Source organism: Stenotrophomonas sp. YJH_SMC_40, assembly GCF_059368615.1.
This window is the reverse complement of record NZ_JCAFRX010000001.1, coordinates 229541-247945: the sequence shown is the minus strand read 5'-3', so window position 1 is coordinate 247945 and position 18405 is coordinate 229541. Positions and strand designations below refer to the sequence as shown.

At 65.0% G+C, this 18405-nt stretch carries 22 protein-coding genes and 2 tRNA genes; 11 read left to right on the top strand and 13 right to left on the bottom strand.

From position 1 onward, the window contains the following. Positions 1 to 3: 3 nt before the first annotated feature. The 3 genes from AC5P6X_RS01170 to map all read left to right on the top strand — a co-directional run bounded on the left by AC5P6X_RS01170 (position 4) and on the right by map (position 1969). Positions 4 to 537 (top strand): AAA family ATPase, encoded by a 534-nt coding sequence (locus tag AC5P6X_RS01170; RefSeq protein ID WP_329756899.1) that lies wholly within the window; start codon positions 4 to 6, stop codon positions 535 to 537. A 455-nt stretch (positions 538 to 992) separates the two neighbouring features. Then, entirely contained in the window at positions 993 to 1205 is a 213-nt protein-coding gene (locus AC5P6X_RS01165; RefSeq protein ID WP_121411132.1) for a ParD-like family protein, read from the top strand. Further along, positions 1202 to 1969 carry a type I methionyl aminopeptidase gene (gene map, locus AC5P6X_RS01160; RefSeq protein WP_222821548.1) on the top strand — a complete coding sequence of 256 codons (768 nt, stop codon included), beginning with the start codon at positions 1202 to 1204 and terminating at the stop codon, positions 1967 to 1969. Before AC5P6X_RS01165 ends, map begins: the two co-directional genes overlap by 4 nt. A gap of 1 nt (position 1970) precedes the next feature. Here the strand turns inward: map and AC5P6X_RS01155 are convergent, their stop codons facing one another. Further along, positions 1971 to 2126 (bottom strand): DUF2958 domain-containing protein, encoded by a 156-nt coding sequence (locus AC5P6X_RS01155; RefSeq protein WP_226302237.1) that lies wholly within the window; start codon positions 2124 to 2126, stop codon positions 1971 to 1973. Positions 2127 to 2464: 338 nt separating this feature from the next. Between AC5P6X_RS01155 and AC5P6X_RS01150 the strand changes: the two genes are divergently transcribed. From AC5P6X_RS01150 to AC5P6X_RS01130, 5 genes are read left to right on the top strand one after another with little or no spacing between them, the layout of a single operon-like run. After that, positions 2465 to 2902, top strand: a complete 438-nt coding sequence (locus AC5P6X_RS01150) for a TIGR03757 family integrating conjugative element protein (protein WP_222821547.1) — start codon at positions 2465 to 2467, stop codon at positions 2900 to 2902. Beyond that, on the top strand, positions 2899 to 3849 hold the full coding sequence (locus AC5P6X_RS01145) for a TIGR03756 family integrating conjugative element protein (RefSeq protein ID WP_222821546.1): 951 nt from the start codon (positions 2899 to 2901) through the stop codon (positions 3847 to 3849). Before AC5P6X_RS01150 ends, AC5P6X_RS01145 begins: the two co-directional genes overlap by 4 nt. Positions 3850 to 3860: 11 nt before the next feature. Then, positions 3861 to 5258, top strand: a complete 1398-nt coding sequence (locus AC5P6X_RS01140) for an integrating conjugative element protein (RefSeq protein ID WP_222821545.1) — start codon at positions 3861 to 3863, stop codon at positions 5256 to 5258. After that, positions 5255 to 5605 (top strand): hypothetical protein, encoded by a 351-nt coding sequence (locus tag AC5P6X_RS01135; protein ID WP_222821544.1) that lies wholly within the window; start codon positions 5255 to 5257, stop codon positions 5603 to 5605. Before AC5P6X_RS01140 ends, AC5P6X_RS01135 begins: the two co-directional genes overlap by 4 nt. 13 nt (positions 5606 to 5618) lie before the next feature. Then, a complete protein-coding gene (locus tag AC5P6X_RS01130) occupies positions 5619 to 7142 on the top strand; it encodes a conjugal transfer protein TraG N-terminal domain-containing protein (protein WP_222821543.1) in 1524 nt (507 codons plus the stop codon). 13 nt (positions 7143 to 7155) lie between these two features. Here the strand turns inward: AC5P6X_RS01130 and AC5P6X_RS01125 are convergent, their stop codons facing one another. From AC5P6X_RS01125 to AC5P6X_RS01115, 3 genes are read right to left on the bottom strand one after another with little or no spacing between them, the layout of a single operon-like run. Beyond that, complete coding sequence (locus tag AC5P6X_RS01125) at positions 7156 to 7527, bottom strand: DUF3742 family protein (protein WP_222821542.1); 372 nt, start codon at positions 7525 to 7527, stop codon at positions 7156 to 7158. 56 nt (positions 7528 to 7583) lie between these two features. After that, positions 7584 to 7985: a putative toxin-antitoxin system toxin component, PIN family gene (locus tag AC5P6X_RS01120; RefSeq protein ID WP_280156695.1), complete on the bottom strand. Its 402-nt coding sequence runs from the start codon at positions 7983 to 7985 to the stop codon at positions 7584 to 7586. A gap of 11 nt (positions 7986 to 7996) precedes the next feature. After that, positions 7997 to 8215 (bottom strand): AbrB/MazE/SpoVT family DNA-binding domain-containing protein, encoded by a 219-nt coding sequence (locus tag AC5P6X_RS01115; RefSeq protein WP_006489017.1) that lies wholly within the window; start codon positions 8213 to 8215, stop codon positions 7997 to 7999. A gap of 331 nt (positions 8216 to 8546) precedes the next feature. On the opposite strand from AC5P6X_RS01115, the gene mobH reads away from it, so the two are divergent. After that, a complete protein-coding gene (mobH, locus tag AC5P6X_RS01110; RefSeq protein WP_329756865.1) occupies positions 8547 to 10343 on the top strand; it encodes a MobH family relaxase in 1797 nt (598 codons plus the stop codon). Positions 10344 to 10407: 64 nt separating this feature from the next. Here the strand turns inward: mobH and AC5P6X_RS01105 are convergent, their stop codons facing one another. The 4 genes from AC5P6X_RS01105 to AC5P6X_RS01090 form a co-directional block, all read right to left on the bottom strand. Further along, complete coding sequence (locus AC5P6X_RS01105; RefSeq protein ID WP_222821539.1) at positions 10408 to 11082, bottom strand: class I SAM-dependent methyltransferase; 675 nt, start codon at positions 11080 to 11082, stop codon at positions 10408 to 10410. Next, positions 11079 to 12002 (bottom strand): NAD(P)/FAD-dependent oxidoreductase, encoded by a 924-nt coding sequence (locus AC5P6X_RS01100; RefSeq protein ID WP_222821538.1) that lies wholly within the window; start codon positions 12000 to 12002, stop codon positions 11079 to 11081. Before AC5P6X_RS01100 ends, AC5P6X_RS01105 begins: the two co-directional genes overlap by 4 nt. Continuing rightward, entirely contained in the window at positions 11999 to 12448 is a 450-nt protein-coding gene (locus AC5P6X_RS01095) for an Rrf2 family transcriptional regulator (protein WP_222821613.1), read from the bottom strand. Before AC5P6X_RS01095 ends, AC5P6X_RS01100 begins: the two co-directional genes overlap by 4 nt. Positions 12449 to 12568: 120 nt before the next feature. Continuing rightward, entirely contained in the window at positions 12569 to 12868 is a 300-nt protein-coding gene (locus AC5P6X_RS01090) for a helix-turn-helix domain-containing protein (protein WP_027350562.1), read from the bottom strand. Between the two features lie 104 nt (positions 12869 to 12972). Here AC5P6X_RS01090 and AC5P6X_RS01085 point away from each other — a divergent pair, with 104 nt between their 5' ends. Then, the gene (locus tag AC5P6X_RS01085) at positions 12973 to 13596 is read left to right on the top strand and encodes a LysR family substrate-binding domain-containing protein (protein WP_222821537.1); all 624 of its coding nucleotides are present in this window, start codon (positions 12973 to 12975) and stop codon (positions 13594 to 13596) included. A gap of 27 nt (positions 13597 to 13623) precedes the next feature. Here the strand turns inward: AC5P6X_RS01085 and AC5P6X_RS01080 are convergent, their stop codons facing one another. From AC5P6X_RS01080 to AC5P6X_RS01065, 4 genes are all read right to left on the bottom strand, one after another. Continuing rightward, positions 13624 to 15549, bottom strand: coding sequence for a tyrosine-type recombinase/integrase (locus AC5P6X_RS01080; protein WP_027350564.1), 1926 nt, complete (start codon positions 15547 to 15549; stop codon positions 13624 to 13626). 239 nt (positions 15550 to 15788) lie between these two features. Further along, positions 15789 to 15864 (bottom strand) — tRNA-Gly (locus AC5P6X_RS01075). A gap of 115 nt (positions 15865 to 15979) precedes the next feature. Further along, positions 15980 to 17086: an NAD(P)/FAD-dependent oxidoreductase gene (locus AC5P6X_RS01070; RefSeq protein ID WP_108270459.1), complete on the bottom strand. Its 1107-nt coding sequence runs from the start codon at positions 17084 to 17086 to the stop codon at positions 15980 to 15982. Between the two features lie 138 nt (positions 17087 to 17224). After that, positions 17225 to 17300, bottom strand: a tRNA-Gly gene (locus tag AC5P6X_RS01065). 75 nt (positions 17301 to 17375) lie between these two features. On the opposite strand from AC5P6X_RS01065, the gene AC5P6X_RS01060 reads away from it, so the two are divergent. Further along, positions 17376 to 17699, top strand: a complete 324-nt coding sequence (locus tag AC5P6X_RS01060) for a DUF7710 domain-containing protein (RefSeq protein WP_425524691.1) — start codon at positions 17376 to 17378, stop codon at positions 17697 to 17699. 75 nt (positions 17700 to 17774) lie between these two features. Here the strand turns inward: AC5P6X_RS01060 and pgsA are convergent, their stop codons facing one another. Continuing rightward, the gene (gene pgsA, locus AC5P6X_RS01055) at positions 17775 to 18401 is read right to left on the bottom strand and encodes a CDP-diacylglycerol--glycerol-3-phosphate 3-phosphatidyltransferase (RefSeq protein WP_012510614.1); all 627 of its coding nucleotides are present in this window, start codon (positions 18399 to 18401) and stop codon (positions 17775 to 17777) included. Between the last annotated feature and the right edge of the window lie 4 nt (positions 18402 to 18405).

The following is an 18405-nucleotide window of genomic DNA, read 5'->3' as shown; positions in this document are numbered from 1 at the left end:
TCGATGTCATCTCAGGTGGTCATTTCGGGGTGCTCCGGCGGTGGCAAGTCGACCTTGCTCGGGGAACTGCAGCGGCGTGGTCATGCGACCGTCGCCGAACCCGGGCGGAGGATCATCGCCGAGCAGACTCGACAGGGCGGCAACGCCCTGCCATGGACCGACATGGCAGCCTTTCTGCGGGAGGCGCTGCGCGTCGCCGCCATGGATCTCGAAGGCACGGCACGGGACGCTGGTCCGGTTTTCTTCGACCGAGGGCTGATCGACGCCGCTGCAGCGCTTCAACGACTCTGCGGGGTACCGTTGGCGCAAAGCCTGGGCGAATCCCGCCCTTATGGGCGGCTCGTGTTCCTCGCACCGCCCTGGCCGGACATCCATTGCGCCGACGAGGCGCGGCGGCACGGCTTTCCCGAGGCGGAGGCGGAGTACGCCCACCTGGATGCCACCTACCGGGCACTCGGCTACGAAGTCAGGGTGCTTCCGCGTGCCAGCGTGGCCGAGCGGGCCGACTTCGTTCTCGAAGCGATTCGTCGCGACTGAAGGCGAGACCAACTTGTGGCGGCTGCCTTGGCTGCCGATCCGAACGCGGCCCTCCAACATGCACACTCACCGGCACGGTTGTGGGATGAGCATACGATGACACGGACACGGACACGGGCAACAGTCGCGGACAAGGTGTTGAAGTCAGAGGAGACGGCTGGACATGGCAACGGCCTTCCCTCAGCGCTGGCTACACGGCAACCGAAGCACCCAGCCCCGGATCTAGGAAGCCGGGCCGAAGGCGTTAGCCGAGCGAAGCGAGGGAACGATGGAAGCCCGACAGGGGCGAAACCCGGCAGGGGGTTGATGCATAGCACGATAGCGCGACCAGCCATGTTTCTTGGCCGGAAACGCCCAGACATCAATGCTCCAGTCTTTGGTCACATCATCGGCTCACTTGCGCCATAGCCAGGCGGACTATATGATTCATATATGTTTCATATAGTCCAAAACACATGGGTATCGTGAACATCGACGACGATCTGCATGACCAACTGCGCAAGGCAAGCGCGGTGTCGTGCCGGTCGATCAATGCGCAGGCGGCCTTCTGGATCAGGATCGGCATGCTCTGCGAAATGAACCCGACACAGAGTTTCAACGATATCGTTGCTCGTGAACTGCGGGCCGCGGGCGTTGTGGCGCACCCCATCAAGATGGGGTCGGCATGACCAAGCGCCCAGAAGAAATCGCGCTGATGGCCGAGTCGGGCCGGCTGTTGGCTCAGGTGTTCGGCCATCTTGATCGATTGAACCTGATCGGCATGTCCACCATGCAGGTCAACGATCTGGTCGATGACCTCATCGTCCATGAACTCAACGCACGCCCGGCCAGCAAAGGGCAATACGGGTACGCCTACGCGCTCAACGCCTCCCGCAACCATGTGGTCTGCCACGGCGTTCCTTCCGCCGAGGACATCCTGCAGGACGGGGACATCGTCAATTTCGACATCACGCTGGAAAAGAGCGGCTACATCGCCGATTCCAGCAAGACCTATCTGGTCGGCGAGGTGTCACAGCCGGCGCGGCGACTCGTGCAAGTGGCTTATGAAGCGATGTGGAAAGGCATCCAGGCCGTCCGCCCGGGCGCTACGCTCGGCGACGTAGGCCACGCCATCGAGCGGCATTCCCGCAGGAATGGCTATTCGATCGTCAGGGAATACTGCGGCCACGGCATCGGCCGTGAAATGCACGAGGAGCCGCAAGTGCTGCACTGGGGTAAACCGCGAACGGGTCTGGCGCTACGGGAAGGGATGGTGTTCACCATCGAGCCGATGGTGAACCAAGGACGGCGTGCCGTTCGAACTGAGGACGACGGCTGGACGGTCGTCACGTGCGACGGGCAACTGTCGGCTCAGTTCGAGCATACCGTTGCCGTCACTGCGAGCGGTGTGCGTGTCTTGACGCTGCGCCCGGGCGAAAAGGCGTTGCACTGATTCAATGTAGTGGACAGGAGCACCTTGCGGTGATCCAAGGGCCGAGTGAGTCAACGATCCGCCTGGCCAGCCGCACATCGTGCGCATAGGTACGCAATCGCTTCTCGGCACGGAACGACAGGTCGCGTTCGATCAGCAGCCCCAGCCCGCCGAGCACCGTCGCCAGTTCGCCCAGACTGACCCAGCCGACTTCCGGCGCCCCAGGCCCAAGTCGCAAAAGCCAAATGCGTGGTCGTTGTCATCGCCGATATCAATCTCGGTCGGCAATCAAGCCACATCGGCGCCCGATGTGAACAGCTTGGGCCACGGGGCCGGATCGGCCCATACCCATCCACTGCACACAGTCAGCTTCTGGCAAGCGCGCAGGTCCGATCAGCGAGTCGGGGCGGACAGGGATGGCGAAAACGGGGCGAGGCGGTTTCCGGTTTGTTTGTCGTGTCGAAGCCGGGTTTCGGTTCGACTGTCACCGGATTGGCTTCCCTCCGGTGTTGTCTCATGGACTCTTGCGCTGTTCCTCATGCCGCTCGCGCTCGCTCAGCCTGGTTTGCTTCGGGCATTGCCATCCTGGCATTGGCCACCCGCGCCGCCGCGGCGGAAGTATGGGTCGTTACCGACTCGCATCATCCGGTCCATGGCCAGGCTGACCGACACCTCATCCTGGACGCGGCCGCGGTGCTCGAAGCGGAGCTGGCCGACAACCTGCCCACCGATCCTGAGCGCGCCAGCGCCATCGTCCAGCAACGCCTGAAGCTGGGCGGTACAGAATTGCAGCGAAGGATCGGCACCGCCTACCAGGGCATTGCCGACGCCTGGAGCCTTGGCGTCATCAAGGTTCCGGCCATCGTGGTGGATCGCCGATACGTGGTCTATGGCGAGACGGACGTGGCCCGTGCGGTAGCCCGCATCGACCAATACCGGAGGACGCAGCCATGACGAGGCGACTGTCCGCGCCATCCCGGCGCCAGCGGTTGGCCATCGCAGCGCTGCTGCTGGGGTGTTCCGCATCGTCCTTTGCACTGAACACCGCCACCATCGTGGCCTCCACCCTGTCGCCGGATTGCCTGGAGTATCGCGTCACCGGCATCTGCTACTGGCTCTATTGCACCTGGACGGGATGCACCGTACGCACCTCGGTCAAGGTGCGCCACTACATCCCCGATGCCGTGGTGTCGAGCTACTCGAACACCGGCGAGAACCCCTGGGTCGAGGTGCGGGCGATGAGCCTGCCGAACCCGGCCGCGAAGGCCGGTGGCGATGGCACCACCGACGAGGATCACGAGAACAACCTGGCGAAGTTCAAGAACGCCGACGTCATCGGCCATCCCGGTGGCCATGTGTTCAGCCAGTTCGCCAGCGCGTCCGGCTACACCTGCGAGGGCGCCGGCACCGCCTTCATGCCCTATCTGCTGAGCACGCTCGACACGCTGGCATGGCGCTACAACATCCCCGAGGCGCTGTATCCGGAAGCACTGATTCCCGGGCGGCGCGAGATCGGCACGCGCACGGGCCTGAATCTCTGGGGCAACGTCTATCCGCGAGGCGGCTTCCTGCATCAGGTGGATGACCACAAGGCCGCAGCCGTGGTCGCCCAGCGCGCGGGTGACATCGTGACGCGCCGCAACCAGATCCACGTGTACCAGCCGCTGCTCGCCAGTTCGCGCGATGGCTACTGGCCAGCCGGCGCCCTGATGGAAACCGATGCCGCCACGGGCAAGTGGCAGGAGCTGACCCCCACGCTGTCCAGCAGTTGCGCGGTATTCCCCCACGGCAATGCCAAGGTGCAGGCCCGGCAAGGCGACTACGCCTGGGCATTGTGGCGTCCCTATAGCTGCTGCCAGCGCCGCGGCCAGATATTCCTCGGCAGCGTCGATTTCCTGTGAGGCCCGATGCCATGACGACTTCATTTCCGAACGCCCGTCGATTTCTGCAAGTCGCATTGGCCGTTGTCGCAGCGCTGTGCTGCTCCAGCGCCGGGGCACAGACCAGCGTCAATGAGTACGGCGTCCAGCATCAGGGCAGCGTGATCGGCGATGACGTGCTCTACAGCATTGGAGGCGGCCGCGCGGTGTCCATGAGCGGTGCGGCCAACATGCACTCCATCGGTGTTGGCGTCGGCTGGAACAGCAACCTGATCTGTGGCGACATGAGCATCACCACCACGCTGCAGAACCAGTTGAACGGCATCACCAACGGCTTCCAGGCCATCATGTCCTCGGTGATCCAGAACGCCACCGCTGCCGTGGCGTCGCTGCCCGCCTTGATCATCCAGCGCGCCGATCCAGGGCTGTACAACCTGCTGACGAATGGGGTGCTGCAAGCCAGGCTGGATTTCGATCGCAGCAAGCTGACCTGCCGCGCCATCGCCAACCGCATGGCCGACATGGCAGGTGGGCAACTCGGCTGGGACCAGCTTGCCGAAGGCATGGCGCTGAAGCAGGCCGTCGCGAGCACCGATGCGGTCTCGGCGATCGACGACGCCGAGGCGAACCGTGGCAACAATGGCGTTCCGTGGGTCGGCGGAGACAACGCCGGTGGTGCGGGCCAACCTCCGGTGCGTGTGGTCGGCGACGTGACCCGCGCCGGCTACAACCTGCTCAATGGCCGTGGCGTCGGCGATGCCAGTTCCATTCCGCAAGCCAGTTGCGGCGGCAACCTGGCGTGCCAGACCTGGAGTTCGCCCGATGCCGCCGCGGCTTGGGCCGTTCGCGTGCTGGGCGAGCAGGAACAGCGCACCTGCGATGCATGCACCAAGACCGTCACCACGCCGGGCGTTGGCCTGACCCCGCTGATCCAGGAGGAATACGAGGACAAGCTGCAGGCCCTGCAGGAGCTGGTCGCCGGCAGCCGTCCGACCACGGCGCAGAACCTGCAGGCTGCGGGCAGCGCGTCGCTGCCCATCACCCGTGGCGTGATCGAGGCGCTGCGCGACGAGACGGATCAAGACATCCTGGCTCGGCGCCTGGCCTCGGAGGTCGCGCTGGCCAGCGTGCTGGAGAAGGCGCTGCTGCTGCAACGCACGCTGCTGACCGGGCGCAAGGAGCCCAACGTGGCCGCCAACGAACTGGCCCAGAAGGCCGTCACCCACGAAAGCGACATCCTCGATCGCGAGATTCACAACCTGAAGGCAGAACTGGAACTGCGCCGCGAACTGTCCAGCAACTCGCCGATGGCGATCATCCAGCGCCACAGCTCCCGTGCCGCCGGTGCGCGTGGCATCTACGAGGGTGACCCGGTACGCAATCGGGTCGATGAACTGCAGCGGCCGCCGTCCGGTGGAAGCCATCCATGAATACCGTGGGGCGGTGCCTGCGCTGGCTGTCCAGCCGGCGTGCCATCCTGGTGCTGGTGTGGGCGGTGTCGCTGCTGATCGCCGCGACCGCCGTCAATGTGGTCGGCATCCGCATCGCGGGCGGCATCGAGAGCTGGCAGCGCTGGATGGCGGCGCAATCCGGGGCCTTCCTGGCCTGGCGGTTGTTGCTCTACGCCGCCACCGCCTGGGGTTGGCTCCGGATGCGACGTCGCCTGCGCGCGCGGGAACCGGAGCGCGCTGCCGGGCAGCGGCTGCTGCGTGCGGAGGTTGCGGCCATCGTCGCCGTGATCGTGCTGGAGGCCAGCCTGCTGATGGAGGCGCGGTAGCGCGAGGTTCATCATGACGCTGTACACCACCGACTATCTGGAGTACTACCTGACGCTAGTGTCCTGGGTAGTCCACAACGGCATCTGGTCGGTGCTGGTCGCCAGCGGCATGTTCGCCGTCCCGTTCCTGGCGATCGTCATCCAGGAATGGCTGAAGGCCCGCGCGGAAGGCGCGGACGAAGGCAACAAGGGGGTGCTGTCCTCGGCTCGCATCGAGAACCGCGTCTTCGTTGCCATCGTGGTGATCATGTTCGCGGGCATCCCCTTCATCGATGTCGATTTCAACACCATCAAGTACGACCGTTCGCGTTCGACCCAATGCCAAGTGAATGTCCCGGAGCCGACCGATACGGGCTGGTCGCAATCGTTCAGCACGATCAACAACCAGTCGGCCAAGGTGCCGGTGTGGTGGTTCGCCATGCACGCGACCTCACGCGCGATCACCGGCGCCTCGGTCGCGGCCATTCCCTGCGGCACCGACCTGCGGCAGATCCGCATGGACATCGACGCGACCCGCATCGACGACCCGGTGCTGGCCCAGGAGGTCAGCGACTTCACCCGCGACTGCTATGGCCCCGCCCGCGCCAAGCTGTTCATGACCCGGCCCAGCCTGAGCGAGGAGCAGATGCACGACGTCACCTGGATCGGCTCCAGCTACTTCGTCGGCACTGCCGGCTTCTATGACAGCTACCGCTCCAGGACACCGCGCGATGCCTGGCCGTTCGACGCCACGCGCGACGCCGGCCTGGCCCAGGTGCCCGGCGGGGGCGGCTACCCGACCTGCCGGCAGTGGTGGTCCGACGGCGGCCACGGCCTGCGGGCACGACTGCTGGCCCAGGTCGATCCCAACCTGCTGACGCGACTGGCCGGCTGGGCGGGCTTCCTGAGCCAGGCCGAGGTCAACGACTCGGTGATCCGCGCCGTCGCAAGCCCTCGCCAGCAGAAGCTCAACCAGGGGGCGGTCTACACGGACTACGGTGGCCAGATCGACATGACGCTGCCCAACATCGTCACCCGCGCTGCCAGCGACGTGGGGCTGACCGTCGGATCACTGGGCTATTTCCCGGCGATGGACGTGGTGCGGCAGGCGCTGCCGATGGTGCTGTCCCTGCTCAAGATGGCGCTGGTCATCTGCATCCCGCTGGTGCTGCTGATCGGCACCTATGACCTCAAGACCGTGGTCACGGTGAGCGTGGTGCAGTTCGCGCTGTTCTTCACCGAATTCTGGTTTCAGCTCGCCCGCTGGATCGACTCGACGATCCTCGATGCGCTCTACGGCTGGGGGTGGGGCTGGAACCGGCCGCACACGAACTTCGATCCGCTGGTGGGCCTCAACAACACCTTCGGAGACATGCTGCTGAACTTCGTGATGGCCACGATGTTCTTGATCTTGCCGGCGTTCTGGATGACGGCATTGGTTTGGGCAGGGGTCAGGGCCGGTAATGTTCTGCAAGGACTGGGTACGGGCACTCGCGATGCGGGACAGGCAGGCAGTAAAGGCTCGGGCATGCTGATCAGTGCAGCCAAGAAAAGGTAGGGGCCATCGCGAGTCAGTCGTCTTCAAACCGCGGGTCAGGATCATCGTTGTACGACGCAGGGTGGTAGAACAGGCTTTCGCGATGATCCAGCTCTTCGGCCTTGCGTCCGAGGAAATCATCGTCACCTTGCGGCGCTTGCTCCGCCATCCTGGCTGCCACAGCGAGAGCGACCAGCAACAGCGCCGCCCAGACCGCGACGTACAGCAACACCCCGAGGGTCGCCAGCTTGACCACCCAGATCAGCACCCTTGCACCGCCTGCCGGCAGTCCCTGCGCCATCAGCCACTGATGCACCCGACGCTCCGCGCGCAGGCAACCGCCCCATACACCGCCCAGCCAGCGGCCGAGTCGCGCTGCGGTGGTCATGCGTGCGGTGTGCTTCATGGTTGGCTACCTCATGGTCGTTCCACGGTCGTTGGGCATGGCCGTGCCGTTCTCCTTCATGCCTGCCGCGCCGCGAATGCTTCGGCGGTCATGATCAGGCCAGGAAAGTCCTCTCGCATGGCGAGAATGTCTGCATCGCCCGTGATCAACGCATCTGCCTTGCCGACATGCGCGAGCACCAGGAACACCTGATCCTTCTCGTCGCGGCAGACCGGCAGGTCTGGCCATGGCATCGGCAGTTCCACCACATCGGCGTAGGGCAGAAAGTCCGCCAGCAACTCCTGCTGTTCCAAGGTCGACAGCTTGAACTTGGGATAGGCCAGGACGCGCAGCAGTTCGCTGGCCGTCTCCCGGCAGACCAGCGGCTGCAACTGCTGTTGCTGCCAGGCGTGGCGTATCCAGGCCAGGCGTCCTGCATTGAAGATCAGCGCCGACAGCACGATGTTGGTGTCGAGCACGACCCTGCGCATCAGCGCCGTGCCCAGGCCACGGCATCCTCGACGTCCTGCTCGGTGATCCCGAGTTGCTCCAGCTTCTCGCGCACGGCCTGGGCCTTCTGGACCCGCACGGGGGTCAGGACGATCCGACCGCCCTCGACGGTTACGTCGAAGTACTCCGCCGCATCCACGCCGGACACGGCCGCCTTGGGCAGCGTGATCTGATTTTTCGAAGTGAGCTTGGCAAGCATGGGAGGCCTCCGTAAGTTTCAAAGGAAATCTTACTTCCTTACTTCATTCCCGACAAGCATGCCTTCGGGCGCAGGGGTTTCAGGGCCTGCCGTGCTTTCAGCGCCGGTTGAAACTGCCTGATCCGGTGAAAACACAGTGCTTGTTCCGTCCGATCCTGGAGCGCACGGGCTCCGCATTGATTGCGGCACACGAAGCCAACTGCCCCTATACCAAAGGGCTTGTCGAAGGCCAAAGGGCTGGGGAAGGGGCAAGGGAATGGCCTCAACGGGAAAGGCCCTACCCGAAAAGGCCAAAAGGCTCCTCCGGCCAGCCCATCACCAGGATGTCGCCATGCTTTCGCTGTTCCAGCGCAAACGGGTGCCGCTGGCCAACGCCGCGGCGCCGCCTCCCGTCGAGCCTGCCAAAGGGTTGACCCGGCCGCAGTCGGCCACATCGCTGCTGGCGGAGCCGCGCCGGCAGCGATTGCTGGAACACATCTGGCAGCGCACCTCGCTGTCGCGTCGGCAGTTCCGCTCGCTGTACCTGGCGCCACTGGAGCGCTACGCCGAGCTGGTCCAGCAGTTCCCGGCCTCGGAGGCGCATCACCATGCCTGGCCGGGCGGCATGCTGGACCACGGCCTGGAGATCGTGGCCTACGCGCTCAAACTGAGGCAGTCCCACTTGCTCCCGGCCGGCGCCTCGCCCGAGGCCCAGGCCGCGCAAGCCGAGGCCTGGACCGCCGGTACCGCCTACGCCGCGCTGCTGCACGACATTGGCAAGATCGCGGTCGACCTGCACGTCGAGCAGGCCGATGGCCTGGTCTGGCACCCCTGGCACGGGCCGCTGCGGCAGCCGTACCGCTTTCGTTACCGGACGGATCGCGAGTACCGGCTGCATGGCGCCGCCACTGGGCTGCTCTACACCCGTGTGCTCGATGCCGGCATCCTCGACTGGCTGAGCGACTACCACGATCTATGGTCGGCGCTGCTCTACGTCCTGGCGGGCCAGTACGAGCATGCCGGTACGCTGGGAGAACTGGTCGTCAAGGCTGACCAGGCATCGGTGGCCCTGGCGCTCGGCGGTGATCCGGCCAGGGCCATGGCGGCGCCGAAGCATGCTTTGCAGCGCAAGCTGCTGGATGGCCTACGCTACCTGCTGCACGAGGAGTTCAAGCTGAACCAGCCCGGCGGCCCGTCGGATGGATGGCTGACCCAGGACGCACTCTGGCTCGTCAGCAAGACGGTCAGCGACAAACTGCGCGCGCATCTCCTGTCGCAGGGCATCGAAGGCATCCCATCGAACAACACCGCCGTCTTCTCGGTGCTCCAGGACCATGGCATCGTGCAGCCCGCCCCGGATGGGAAGGCGATCTGGCGGGCGACCGTCACGAGCGGCACCGGCTGGTCGCACAGCTTTACCTTCCTGCGCCTGTCGCCGGCCTTGATCTGGGAGTCGGGCGAGCGTCCCGCACCGTTCGCCGGCACGGTCACGACGGAAGAGCCCCTCCCTGGCGATGAGGCAGCGCCGGACTCCGACGGCATCCCGGCCACCTCACCGCCCCCTGGGGTGGCGGATTCCCCGGCCGGGCTCGCGGACCCGGTCTCCGATCTGCTGTCGATGCTCGATGCGTCCGACGCAGCCACCGCCGGTGCATCGTCCGCCAGCGCGGAACCGCCGTCACCATCCGCCGGAGCAACTGTGACAGTGACCCATTCGGCGCTGACCGGTCCTGCCACGATGCCGGCTCCCGCGAAGGCCACGCCGTCCGGGGAAGCCTTCATCGCCTGGCTCAGGCAAGGCATCGAGTCGCGCAAGCTCATCATCAACGATGCGAAGGCACTGGTGCATACCGTCGATGGCACGGCGTACCTGGTCAGCCCCGGCGTCTTCCAGCGCTACGTGCAGGAACATCCGGAGATCCAGGCGCTGGCCCGACAGGACGATCTGCACGACTGGCAATGGGTGCAAAAGCGCTTCGAGAAGCTGGGGCTGCACCGCAAACAGGACAGCGGCCTGAACATCTGGACCTGCGATGTCACAGGACCGCGCAAGTCGCGGCGGTTGCACGGCTATCTGTTGGCGGCGCCTTCGGCATTGTTCGCGGAAGTCCCGCCGGACAACCCCTACCTGTCCCTGGCGCGCGGCTAGGAGTCTCCTCGCCACACACGGGCAGCGCACCTGCCGACCCTATGTCTTGCATCGTCGATACCCCTCATGCTCGATGGGCGACCCAACCCTTGAAGGTGAACGCGCAATAGAAAAGGTCGATGTCCGTGAATCCAGCCTCGCGGAGCAGATCGACATCCTGCACGGGCGAAAGCACGGGCAGCCGTTCCTTGATCGCCGCGATGCTGCCTTCGGCTTGACGCACGGGTACGCCGGAAGTAGCCGCGAACGCCGCATTGCGCGAGAGCCATCTGTCCCGACCGGGATCTTCGCCGGGAAAGCTGTGATGCGCGACGACAAGGGGCGCACCGGGCTTGAGTCGCAGGTGCATCTGCTGCAGCGTCTTCAGGCGCTCGGCTGGCGGCAGGAAATGCAATGTCAGCAGGCAGGTCGCGCCATCGAAGGGCCCCTTGGGGGCGCTGTCGATATAGCCCTCGTGCAAGCGCACGTGAGGCGCCATCGGGCCCAGGATCGTGCGGGCGAGTTCGAGCATCTCTGCGGAAGGATCGACGCCGTCGAACTGCCAGCCGGGCTGCATTTCAGCGAGGGCCTTCAGTTCCAGCCCGCCGCCGGCGCCGAGCACCAGGATGCGCGCGTCGGCCGGTGCGCGTTCGGCCAGCAGCACGCCCGCCATCCGGTGCAGGTCGCACAGGCCCGGCACGATCCTCGCGGTTCTTTCCGCATAGCCCGATACAGCCGCCGGGTCGGAGAACGACGTCATAGAGCGCGGCTTTCCGCTTGCGCTGGCTCGATCGTCTCGGGCCAAAGCAGTGATCGGTGAATGTGAAATCCCGTCATGGCCCCGTTGCCCACGGCCAGCGACACCGAATGAGGAAACCGTGCCGCGTCGCCGCAGGCAAAGACCCCAGGCACCGAGGTCTTGCTCTCGGCATCCGTGCGGATCTGGATGCCCATGGGCGTTTCTTCCAGTGCACAACCGATTGTCTCGGCCAAAGGGCTGGAGGGGGCGGTTCGCGTTGCAACAAACAGGCCCGCAAAGCTCAGTCGCCTCCCATCCACCATCGTCACGTCGGCATGTCCCTCGATCTTGTCGATGCGAGCCTCTTCGATGACCACACCTCGGCGTTCCAAATTGGATCTGGTCTCCTGACTGAGTTCCAGTGCACCGTTGACGAGCAAGGTGACATCCCCCCAATCCGTCAGCAGCTCAGCCTGATGGATGGACATCGGGCTGGCACCGACGATGCCGATGCGTCCCTGTCCAAGTTCATAGCCATGGCAGTACGGGCAGTGAAAAACCGTCTTCCCCCAGCGTTGGGCGAGTCCGTCGATGGCTGGAAGCTGGTCGGTCACCCCCGTCGCCAACAGAATGCGTCGCCCCAGGTGCGACTCGCCATCGGCCGTCGTGACGGTGAATTCATCCGTCTGCCCGGCGACCGCTTCCACCCGACCTTCAAGCCAGGTCAGCGTTGGATAGGCCTCGAGCTGGCGGCGTGCGTTTGCAGCGATTTCACCTGGCGGCACACCATCCTGGCCGAGAAATCCGTGTGAATGGCTGGCGAAGCGGTTGCGCCGCTGGCCCGCATCGATCACCAGCACTGACCTGCGTGCGCGCACCAGTTGCAGGGTCGCGGCCATGCCTGAGTAGCTTCCGCCGACGACGATCACGTCGTGATTCATGATTTATTCCTTGAGTGTCGCAAGGCCGCATGCCGGCGTGCGAAGTCAGAGGCCAGATCGGCAAGGGTGATTTCCGAAAACCGCGTGAGCAGCAGCGCCTCGGCTTCGGCAAACGTGCCTTCGAGTGCCGCATTGACCGTCTGCTCGACCAGACACCCCGGTGTCTCGTTGCGGTTGCCGATGGCAAACGTCGCCGGCTCTCCCAGGGCTTCGTGCAACTGACGCAGGGTGACGCTGCCAAGGTCGGCGTGGATACGCCATCCTCCTGCGTGGCCTCGTTCGGAGGTGACGATTCCCGCTTGCCGCAGGTATCCCATCGTGCGTCGAACGACGACCGGGTTGGTTCCCAGGCACAGCGCCAAGGTTTCCGAGGTAACGGGTCCATCCTGCTCGGCCATGTGCAGCAGCGCATGCAGGACAGACGAGAGGCGGCTGTCTCTTTTCATGAAACAAATGATGTTACGAAAAAGGCCGAGTGTCAAATGCGAGGTGGCAATGAACACCTGACAAGTCACAGCCTTGACGTACAAGAACGTTGTTGACACCTCACCGCCATGACGGCATGGCTATTCGGTGCCGCTCTCTTCCTCGGACAGTTGCGCCTCGGTCGCGGCCATCAGCGTCGCGGCCGAGCACCCCAGCCCCTTCGCGATCCGCAGGATCAACACCAGCGTGGGCATGTGCTCGCCGCGCTCGATCTTGCCCATGTGCGACCGGGCGATGCCCGCCTGTTCCGCGAGCACCTCCTGCGCCAGCCCCTGCGCGGACCGGGCCTCGCGCACGGCAACGCCGAAAGCGCGCGCTGGCTCGCTTTCATAGGTTCTTGTCCCTGCGGGTCTCCCGCGTTGCACCGATCGCTTCTGCATCAACAGAAGCGTCACGCGCAAAGCGAATCTAAACCACGTTAAACTTATCTCATCGACCGGTCGCGCCCGGTTTTTTCCAGTGTCGGCGTTGTGCAGGTGACACGATGATCGCTCCCGATCCCTTGAACATTGCCCTGTCGGACTGCCTGGCCTATCCCCGGTTGTCGGTGCCGATGGCGGAACATCGCCGGCGCCATCCGAACCACCCCATTCGCCTTCATGAAGAACGCCTGGAGGATCTGCATCGAGGACTGCTCACGGGGGCCTTCGAGGCAGGCCTCTGCCAGTCGCCCGCAGCACCTGAAGGCATCGATGTCCGCCCCGTCTGGCGCGACGCGCTGGCATTGGCCGTGTCGGCCCATCACCCCTTGCTGGCCTTTGCGTCAGTGTCCCTGGAGCAGGCCGCCGACCACCCTTGGATCGCCCTGGATGGCCGCGACTGCGTCGGCTACTGCGAGCAGATCGACTCATTGCTGACGGCGGCCGGCGTCGTTCCCTCGGCCGTCACGACGGCCACATCGTTCGGGTTGATGATGACCTTGGTGGCCGCCGGCTACGGCGTCTGCCTCGCACCCGCCGCCCGCATCGAGGGTCATCGTTCCCTTGGCGTTGTCCAGCGTCCCTTGCAAGAGGGCGCGCTGACGCTCACCACGTACTTCCTGAGCCGTCGAAGTACGGACAGCACCCACCTGGAGCCGTTTTTCCAAGCGCTCCAGGCAAGCGCCTGACCGAACTTCGGCGCGACCCTGGCTTGATCAATCTCCGGGCGTCGCTTCGGCGGCATCGGCAGCGACGGCTTCGCGCACCAGCCGCTGCACGCTTTGCCGGACCGGCTCAGGGAACTCGGTCGTCACGACCGGCTCGCTTGCCTGCGTGCACTGTGCGGCCACCAGCCGCGCGGCAAGGTGCAGGTTCGTTGGGTTGACGGCTTCGATGGCCGGCCGTGTCCCGAGCGCCTCGTACGAGCGCAGGAGTGCGTGGTAGATGTCCCAGGTGTCGATGCCCGGTGGCAGTTGCTTCAGCACGGACTGGACCAGCCTGCGCTTGAGCGGATCGAGCTGCCAGTCCGGCACGCGCTGCCCGCGATGCCCCATGTGGATCGACAGCAGGTTGCCGGCCTGGATCTCGTAGGTGATCCAGCGGCGCGACTTGCCCGCGAGCCTGGCGTAGTCCGCCACTGAGAGGTTGTGCGGCGCCTCGAAGGTCTCCAGCACTTGCTGGCGTTCGCGCTGCACCTCCGACAGGCGCGGCCGTGCGTACTCGGGCATGCGCACGGCCGACAACCGCTGCACCGATGCCGGCGCTTCGGGTTGGCCGGGCGCCGGCGCGGTCACGATCAGTTGCGGCGCGGAGAGGTCGACCACCGGCGGCTGCGCGGCCGCCTGGCCGGCGATGGTCGGCAGGCCCTGGAGCGTGATGGTCAGATGCCGGCTGGCAACCTCGACCTGGTTCTGCTCGAACAGGTCCAGGCGATCGGCCCAGTCCTGCATCATGACGCGGCGCTGCTCGACGTATTCGGCATGGTTGTAGGTCGCGCTGATCCTGTCCGGGTCGGCATGCGAGAGCTGGGCGTCCACCCATTTCTTCGGGTACCCGAGTTCGTTCAGCGCCGTCGAGATCGTGGCACGGATGCCGTGGCCGGTCAGCTGGTCCTCGTAGCCCATGCGCTTGAGCGCCCCGTTAAACGTGTTCTCGCTGACGGGATGCTTGAGGCACCAGTCGCCCGGGATCAGGTAGACCTGGGCCGGCTTGAAGTTGTCGAGCAGGTGGCGAACGATCTCCTGCGCCTGCACCGACAGCGGCACGATGTAGGGCGGGATGTCGATGAGACGCTTGCGCTTCTTCCTGGTGAGCAGCTTGCGCTGCTTGAGCCTGGCCACCGGGATGATCCACAGGCCCCGGTCGAGGTCGAACTGATCGGGCGTGGCGAAGCGAAGCTCGCCGGTACGCACACCGGTGAGCATCAACAGCCGCAAGCCCAACTGCGTGTTCAGGCGCCCGCGGTACTTGCGCAGTGTCTGCAGCATGACTGGCAGCTCGTGCATGCGCAGGAACGGGTTGTGTTCGACCGGCGGCAATGGCAGCGCGACCACTTCCAGGTCCCTGGACGGGTTATCGCCCATGTTGGGAATCGCCACCGTGGCGTAGGTGAACAACTGGGTGAACCAGGTCCTCAGCTTCTCGGCCACCGACAGCGAGCCGCGCTTTTCCACCTTGCCGATGATGTCCAGCAGGTGTGCGCGGGTGATCTCGTAGATGGTCAGGTGCCGCAGCGAGGGGAACACGTCTTTCTTGAAGACGCGCCCGATCTGTTCAAGGCTGGTCTGCCGTCCTTCCTCCAGCGAGAGCCGGCGATGGGCCAGCCATTGCTCGTAGACGGCCATGAAGGTGTGCTCGCCGGCCAGGACGATCGCGTGCCGCCTGCGCTTGCGTTCGCTGTGCGGATTGACGCCCTTGGCGAGCAGCGAGCGGGCTTCATCGCGAAGCGCACGGGCGTCCTTCAGCGAGAGCGCTGGATACGTGCCGAAGGACATGCGGTCGCGCTTGCCGCCCCACGAGAAGCGGAAGTGCCACGCCTTTGCACCGGTGGCTGAAACAAAGAGGGAAAGGCCGTCTGTGTCGGCCAGGGTGTACGGTTTGCCGGTCGCCTTGGCCTGGCGAACCGTGAGGTCCGAAAGCATGATCCCAACTCCTTGAAAGCGAGTTGAGTGCCATGTTTCCCATCGGGCCCCGGCTCCCCCAGCAACAATGCGGAACTGGGAAGCTCCGCATTGCGATGTACCACCTAATGTACCGGTTTTGACCGGCTGTCAGTGGATTTCGCTGGACGTCACTGGATCGAAGATTCTTAAAAAATCGAACCGTGACAATGACTTGCAACACTCCATGGACGTCCCTGGAACACCATGGAAAGTTGAAGTGGAGCGGGAAACGAGACTCGAACTCGCGACCTCAACCTTGGCAAGGTTGCGCTCTACCAACTGAGCTATTCCCGCAGATTTCGTTCGACCTGCGTCGAAGGAGCGCTATTGTGTCGATATTGCTGCACGGCGTCAACAGGAATTTTCGCCTGCATTGCGGGGAGGCGTTCAGGCCCCCAGGACCGATACCTCAGGTTCGCAGGCCACGGCGGTGGAAGTAGACCTGCTCGGCGATGCGCCGCGTGGCCGCCGTGTGCAGCAGTGCATTGAGCGGCCAGTCCGCCTGCAGATGGTCCATCGCCCAGCGCAGCAGGCGCTTGCCATGGAATGCCGGCGCCACCCGCCGCGCCACCCGTTCCGCTTCCGGCCCTTGCCCACGCAGATGGCGGGCAATCGCCTCGCCGACCGCCCAGCCGTGCCGCCACGAGGAGTGGATGCCCCCGGCGGACAGCGGCGAGACGATGCCTGCCGCGTCGCCGGTCAGGATCACGCGTTGGCCGGTGAACGGCCCATCCGGCCGGCCGCACGGGACCAAGCCGGCGCGGGTGGCCGAGGGACGCGCCGAAGGCGGAATGCCGACCACATCGCGCACGTGGTCGAGGAAGCCATCGATATCCGGCGGCCGTGCCTGTTGCGGGTCATGACGCAGCGCCAATCCCACCTGCAGCCCGGTCGGATTCTGCGCGACCCAGCCGATGTAGCCCGGTGCGTAGTGCTTGCTGACGAAGCAATGCAGCGCGTCGCCCTGCGACACCTGCAGGCCGGCGAACTCACGCTCGACGCCGTAGAGGGTGTCGCGCACCTGGCCAAGCCCGGTGCGTTGTGCCACGCGTGAGCGTGCGCCGTCGGCGCCGACCAGATAGGCGCAGCGCCCTGCCCCTTCCACCTGCCAGCCGTCACCACAGCGACGAGCGTCGGTGAAGGACTGCTGCAGGCGCAGGTCGACACCGTTCGCGCGCAGTTCGCTGGCCAGCCAACGCATCACGTTCGGCGTATCGGTTGTGAGGAAGTAATAGCCCGGCGCGGCCAGCAACACGCTGCGCAGGTTCGGCGCATACAGGCGCACGTTGGCAACGCGCTGCACGAGGTGCTCGGGCATGCGCCCCAGCCAGGTCTGCTCCATCGCTTCCTTCACCACGATGCCGGTGGTGTGCAGGCGCTCACCGGGGTCGGCCTTGCGTTCCAGTACGCAGACGCGCAGGCCATATTGGGCAGCGGCCAGTGCACAGGCGGCACCGGCGAAGCTGGCGCCGACGATGACCACCTCGTGGTCGTAGGCGGAAGGAGTTTGGGACATTGCGACATCGCCGTGGAGAGTCGGAGATGCAGCTTCGAACTGCCGCGTGGTGAGGCGAAGGAGTGGCGGTGAAGTGAGGATGAAGCGTGGAACACGCAAACGAAAAACGCCCCCTTGCGGGAGCGTTTTTCTTGAATCTGGAGCGGGAAACGAGACTCGAACTCGCGACCTCAACCTTGGCAAGGTTGCGCTCTACCAACTGAGCTATTCCCGCTTGGGAGGCGAAATTCTACCTATTCTGGAAAGGGCGTCAAGCGGTTTTTTCAGGGGGCTTCGCGAAGCGACCGACATGTTGTATCCATGTCGGTGTACATCCAGCCGAGGCTCGAACATCAACACCAAACCAACTGAGATCTGGGTCTTCCACGGCGCAGGCGCGCGCTTCGCCGGGGGCGTCTTCGGCAATCGTGAGGCAGGCTTGTCATGGGCAGCCAAACACGCGCTGACGGGTGTGCTCACCTGCTATCCGTTGAATGAAGGGGCGTACGACTGGGCGCTCCGATCAGGCGCCTTTGCACCCAAGCGCCCAGAGCATCGCGAAGCGCATTTCATTGGCGGATTTACATCCGCATCAATGGACCATGTGCACGTCGAAGACGGCATACCCCAGTAGATCCAGGCCATGCGTGAATGGCGGCGGCCGTGGGGTCAGCGCCCTTTCCTGCGGAAAGGGATCCGACCCCGGCGCTCAGTTGCCCAGCTTCTTCTGCCGCGCACGCTCACGCGCGGCGCGCTCGTCATCGCGCAGGCTCGGCCAGGCGGCGTGCAGGTACTGCAGGCCCGACCACAGGGTCAGCACCGCGGCAATGGCCAGGGTCCAGTCGCCGATATGGAACACCGGCCAGCCCATCCAGATGTCTTCCACCGGCACGTTCGGGGCCACCGAGTACAGCAGGCACAGCAGCGCGACCATCTGCGCGGTGGTCTTGACCTTGCCGATCATCGCCACGCGCACCTTCGCACGCTGGCCCAGCTCGGCCATCCATTCGCGCAGCGCCGATACCGCGATCTCACGGCCGACGATGACCGCCGCCCAGAACGCCATCCACGGCGTCGGATGGCCCTGCACGATCAGGAACAGTGCCACTGCCACCATCAGCTTGTCCGCGACCGGGTCGAGGAAGGCGCCGAAGGCCGACTCCAGCTGGTAACGGCGTGCGATCCAGCCATCGAGCCAGTCGGTGATCGCGGCCAGGCCGAAGATCGCCGCCGAAGCGAAGTTGGTCCAGGTGTAGGGCAGGTAGAACACCAGCACCAGCACCGGGATCATCACGATCCGCAACAACGTCAGCCAGGTGGGCAGGGTCAACTTCATGCTT

What these genes read in the sequence shown, in the direction of transcription:
- AC5P6X_RS01145 (WP_222821546.1), top strand. Translation starts at nt 2,899, where the DNA reads ATGACGAGGCGACTGTCCGCGCCATCCCGGCGCCAGCGGTTGGCCATC.
- AC5P6X_RS01090 (WP_027350562.1), bottom strand. Translation starts at nt 12,868, where the DNA reads ATGCAGAAGCGATCGGTGCAACGCGGGAGACCCGCAGGGACAAGAACC.
- AC5P6X_RS01080 (WP_027350564.1), bottom strand. Translation starts at nt 15,549, where the DNA reads ATGCTTTCGGACCTCACGGTTCGCCAGGCCAAGGCGACCGGCAAACCG.
- AC5P6X_RS01140 (WP_222821545.1), top strand. Translation starts at nt 3,861, where the DNA reads ATGACGACTTCATTTCCGAACGCCCGTCGATTTCTGCAAGTCGCATTG.
- AC5P6X_RS01125 (WP_222821542.1), bottom strand. Translation starts at nt 7,527, where the DNA reads ATGAAGCACACCGCACGCATGACCACCGCAGCGCGACTCGGCCGCTGG.
- AC5P6X_RS01135 (WP_222821544.1), top strand. Translation starts at nt 5,255, where the DNA reads ATGAATACCGTGGGGCGGTGCCTGCGCTGGCTGTCCAGCCGGCGTGCC.
- AC5P6X_RS01130 (WP_222821543.1), top strand. Translation starts at nt 5,619, where the DNA reads ATGACGCTGTACACCACCGACTATCTGGAGTACTACCTGACGCTAGTG.
- AC5P6X_RS01105 (WP_222821539.1), bottom strand. Translation starts at nt 11,082, where the DNA reads ATGACGTCGTTCTCCGACCCGGCGGCTGTATCGGGCTATGCGGAAAGA.
- map (WP_222821548.1), top strand. Translation starts at nt 1,202, where the DNA reads ATGACCAAGCGCCCAGAAGAAATCGCGCTGATGGCCGAGTCGGGCCGG.
- AC5P6X_RS01115 (WP_006489017.1), bottom strand. Translation starts at nt 8,215, where the DNA reads ATGCTTGCCAAGCTCACTTCGAAAAATCAGATCACGCTGCCCAAGGCG.
- AC5P6X_RS01165 (WP_121411132.1), top strand. Translation starts at nt 993, where the DNA reads ATGGGTATCGTGAACATCGACGACGATCTGCATGACCAACTGCGCAAG.
- mobH (WP_329756865.1), top strand. Translation starts at nt 8,547, where the DNA reads ATGCTTTCGCTGTTCCAGCGCAAACGGGTGCCGCTGGCCAACGCCGCG.
- pgsA (WP_012510614.1), bottom strand. Translation starts at nt 18,401, where the DNA reads ATGAAGTTGACCCTGCCCACCTGGCTGACGTTGTTGCGGATCGTGATG.
- AC5P6X_RS01060 (WP_425524691.1), top strand. Translation starts at nt 17,376, where the DNA reads ATGTTGTATCCATGTCGGTGTACATCCAGCCGAGGCTCGAACATCAAC.
- AC5P6X_RS01085 (WP_222821537.1), top strand. Translation starts at nt 12,973, where the DNA reads ATGATCGCTCCCGATCCCTTGAACATTGCCCTGTCGGACTGCCTGGCC.
- AC5P6X_RS01095 (WP_222821613.1), bottom strand. Translation starts at nt 12,448, where the DNA reads ATGAAAAGAGACAGCCGCCTCTCGTCTGTCCTGCATGCGCTGCTGCAC.
- AC5P6X_RS01070 (WP_108270459.1), bottom strand. Translation starts at nt 17,086, where the DNA reads ATGTCCCAAACTCCTTCCGCCTACGACCACGAGGTGGTCATCGTCGGC.
- AC5P6X_RS01170 (WP_329756899.1), top strand. Translation starts at nt 4, where the DNA reads ATGTCATCTCAGGTGGTCATTTCGGGGTGCTCCGGCGGTGGCAAGTCG.
- AC5P6X_RS01100 (WP_222821538.1), bottom strand. Translation starts at nt 12,002, where the DNA reads ATGAATCACGACGTGATCGTCGTCGGCGGAAGCTACTCAGGCATGGCC.
- AC5P6X_RS01150 (WP_222821547.1), top strand. Translation starts at nt 2,465, where the DNA reads ATGGACTCTTGCGCTGTTCCTCATGCCGCTCGCGCTCGCTCAGCCTGG.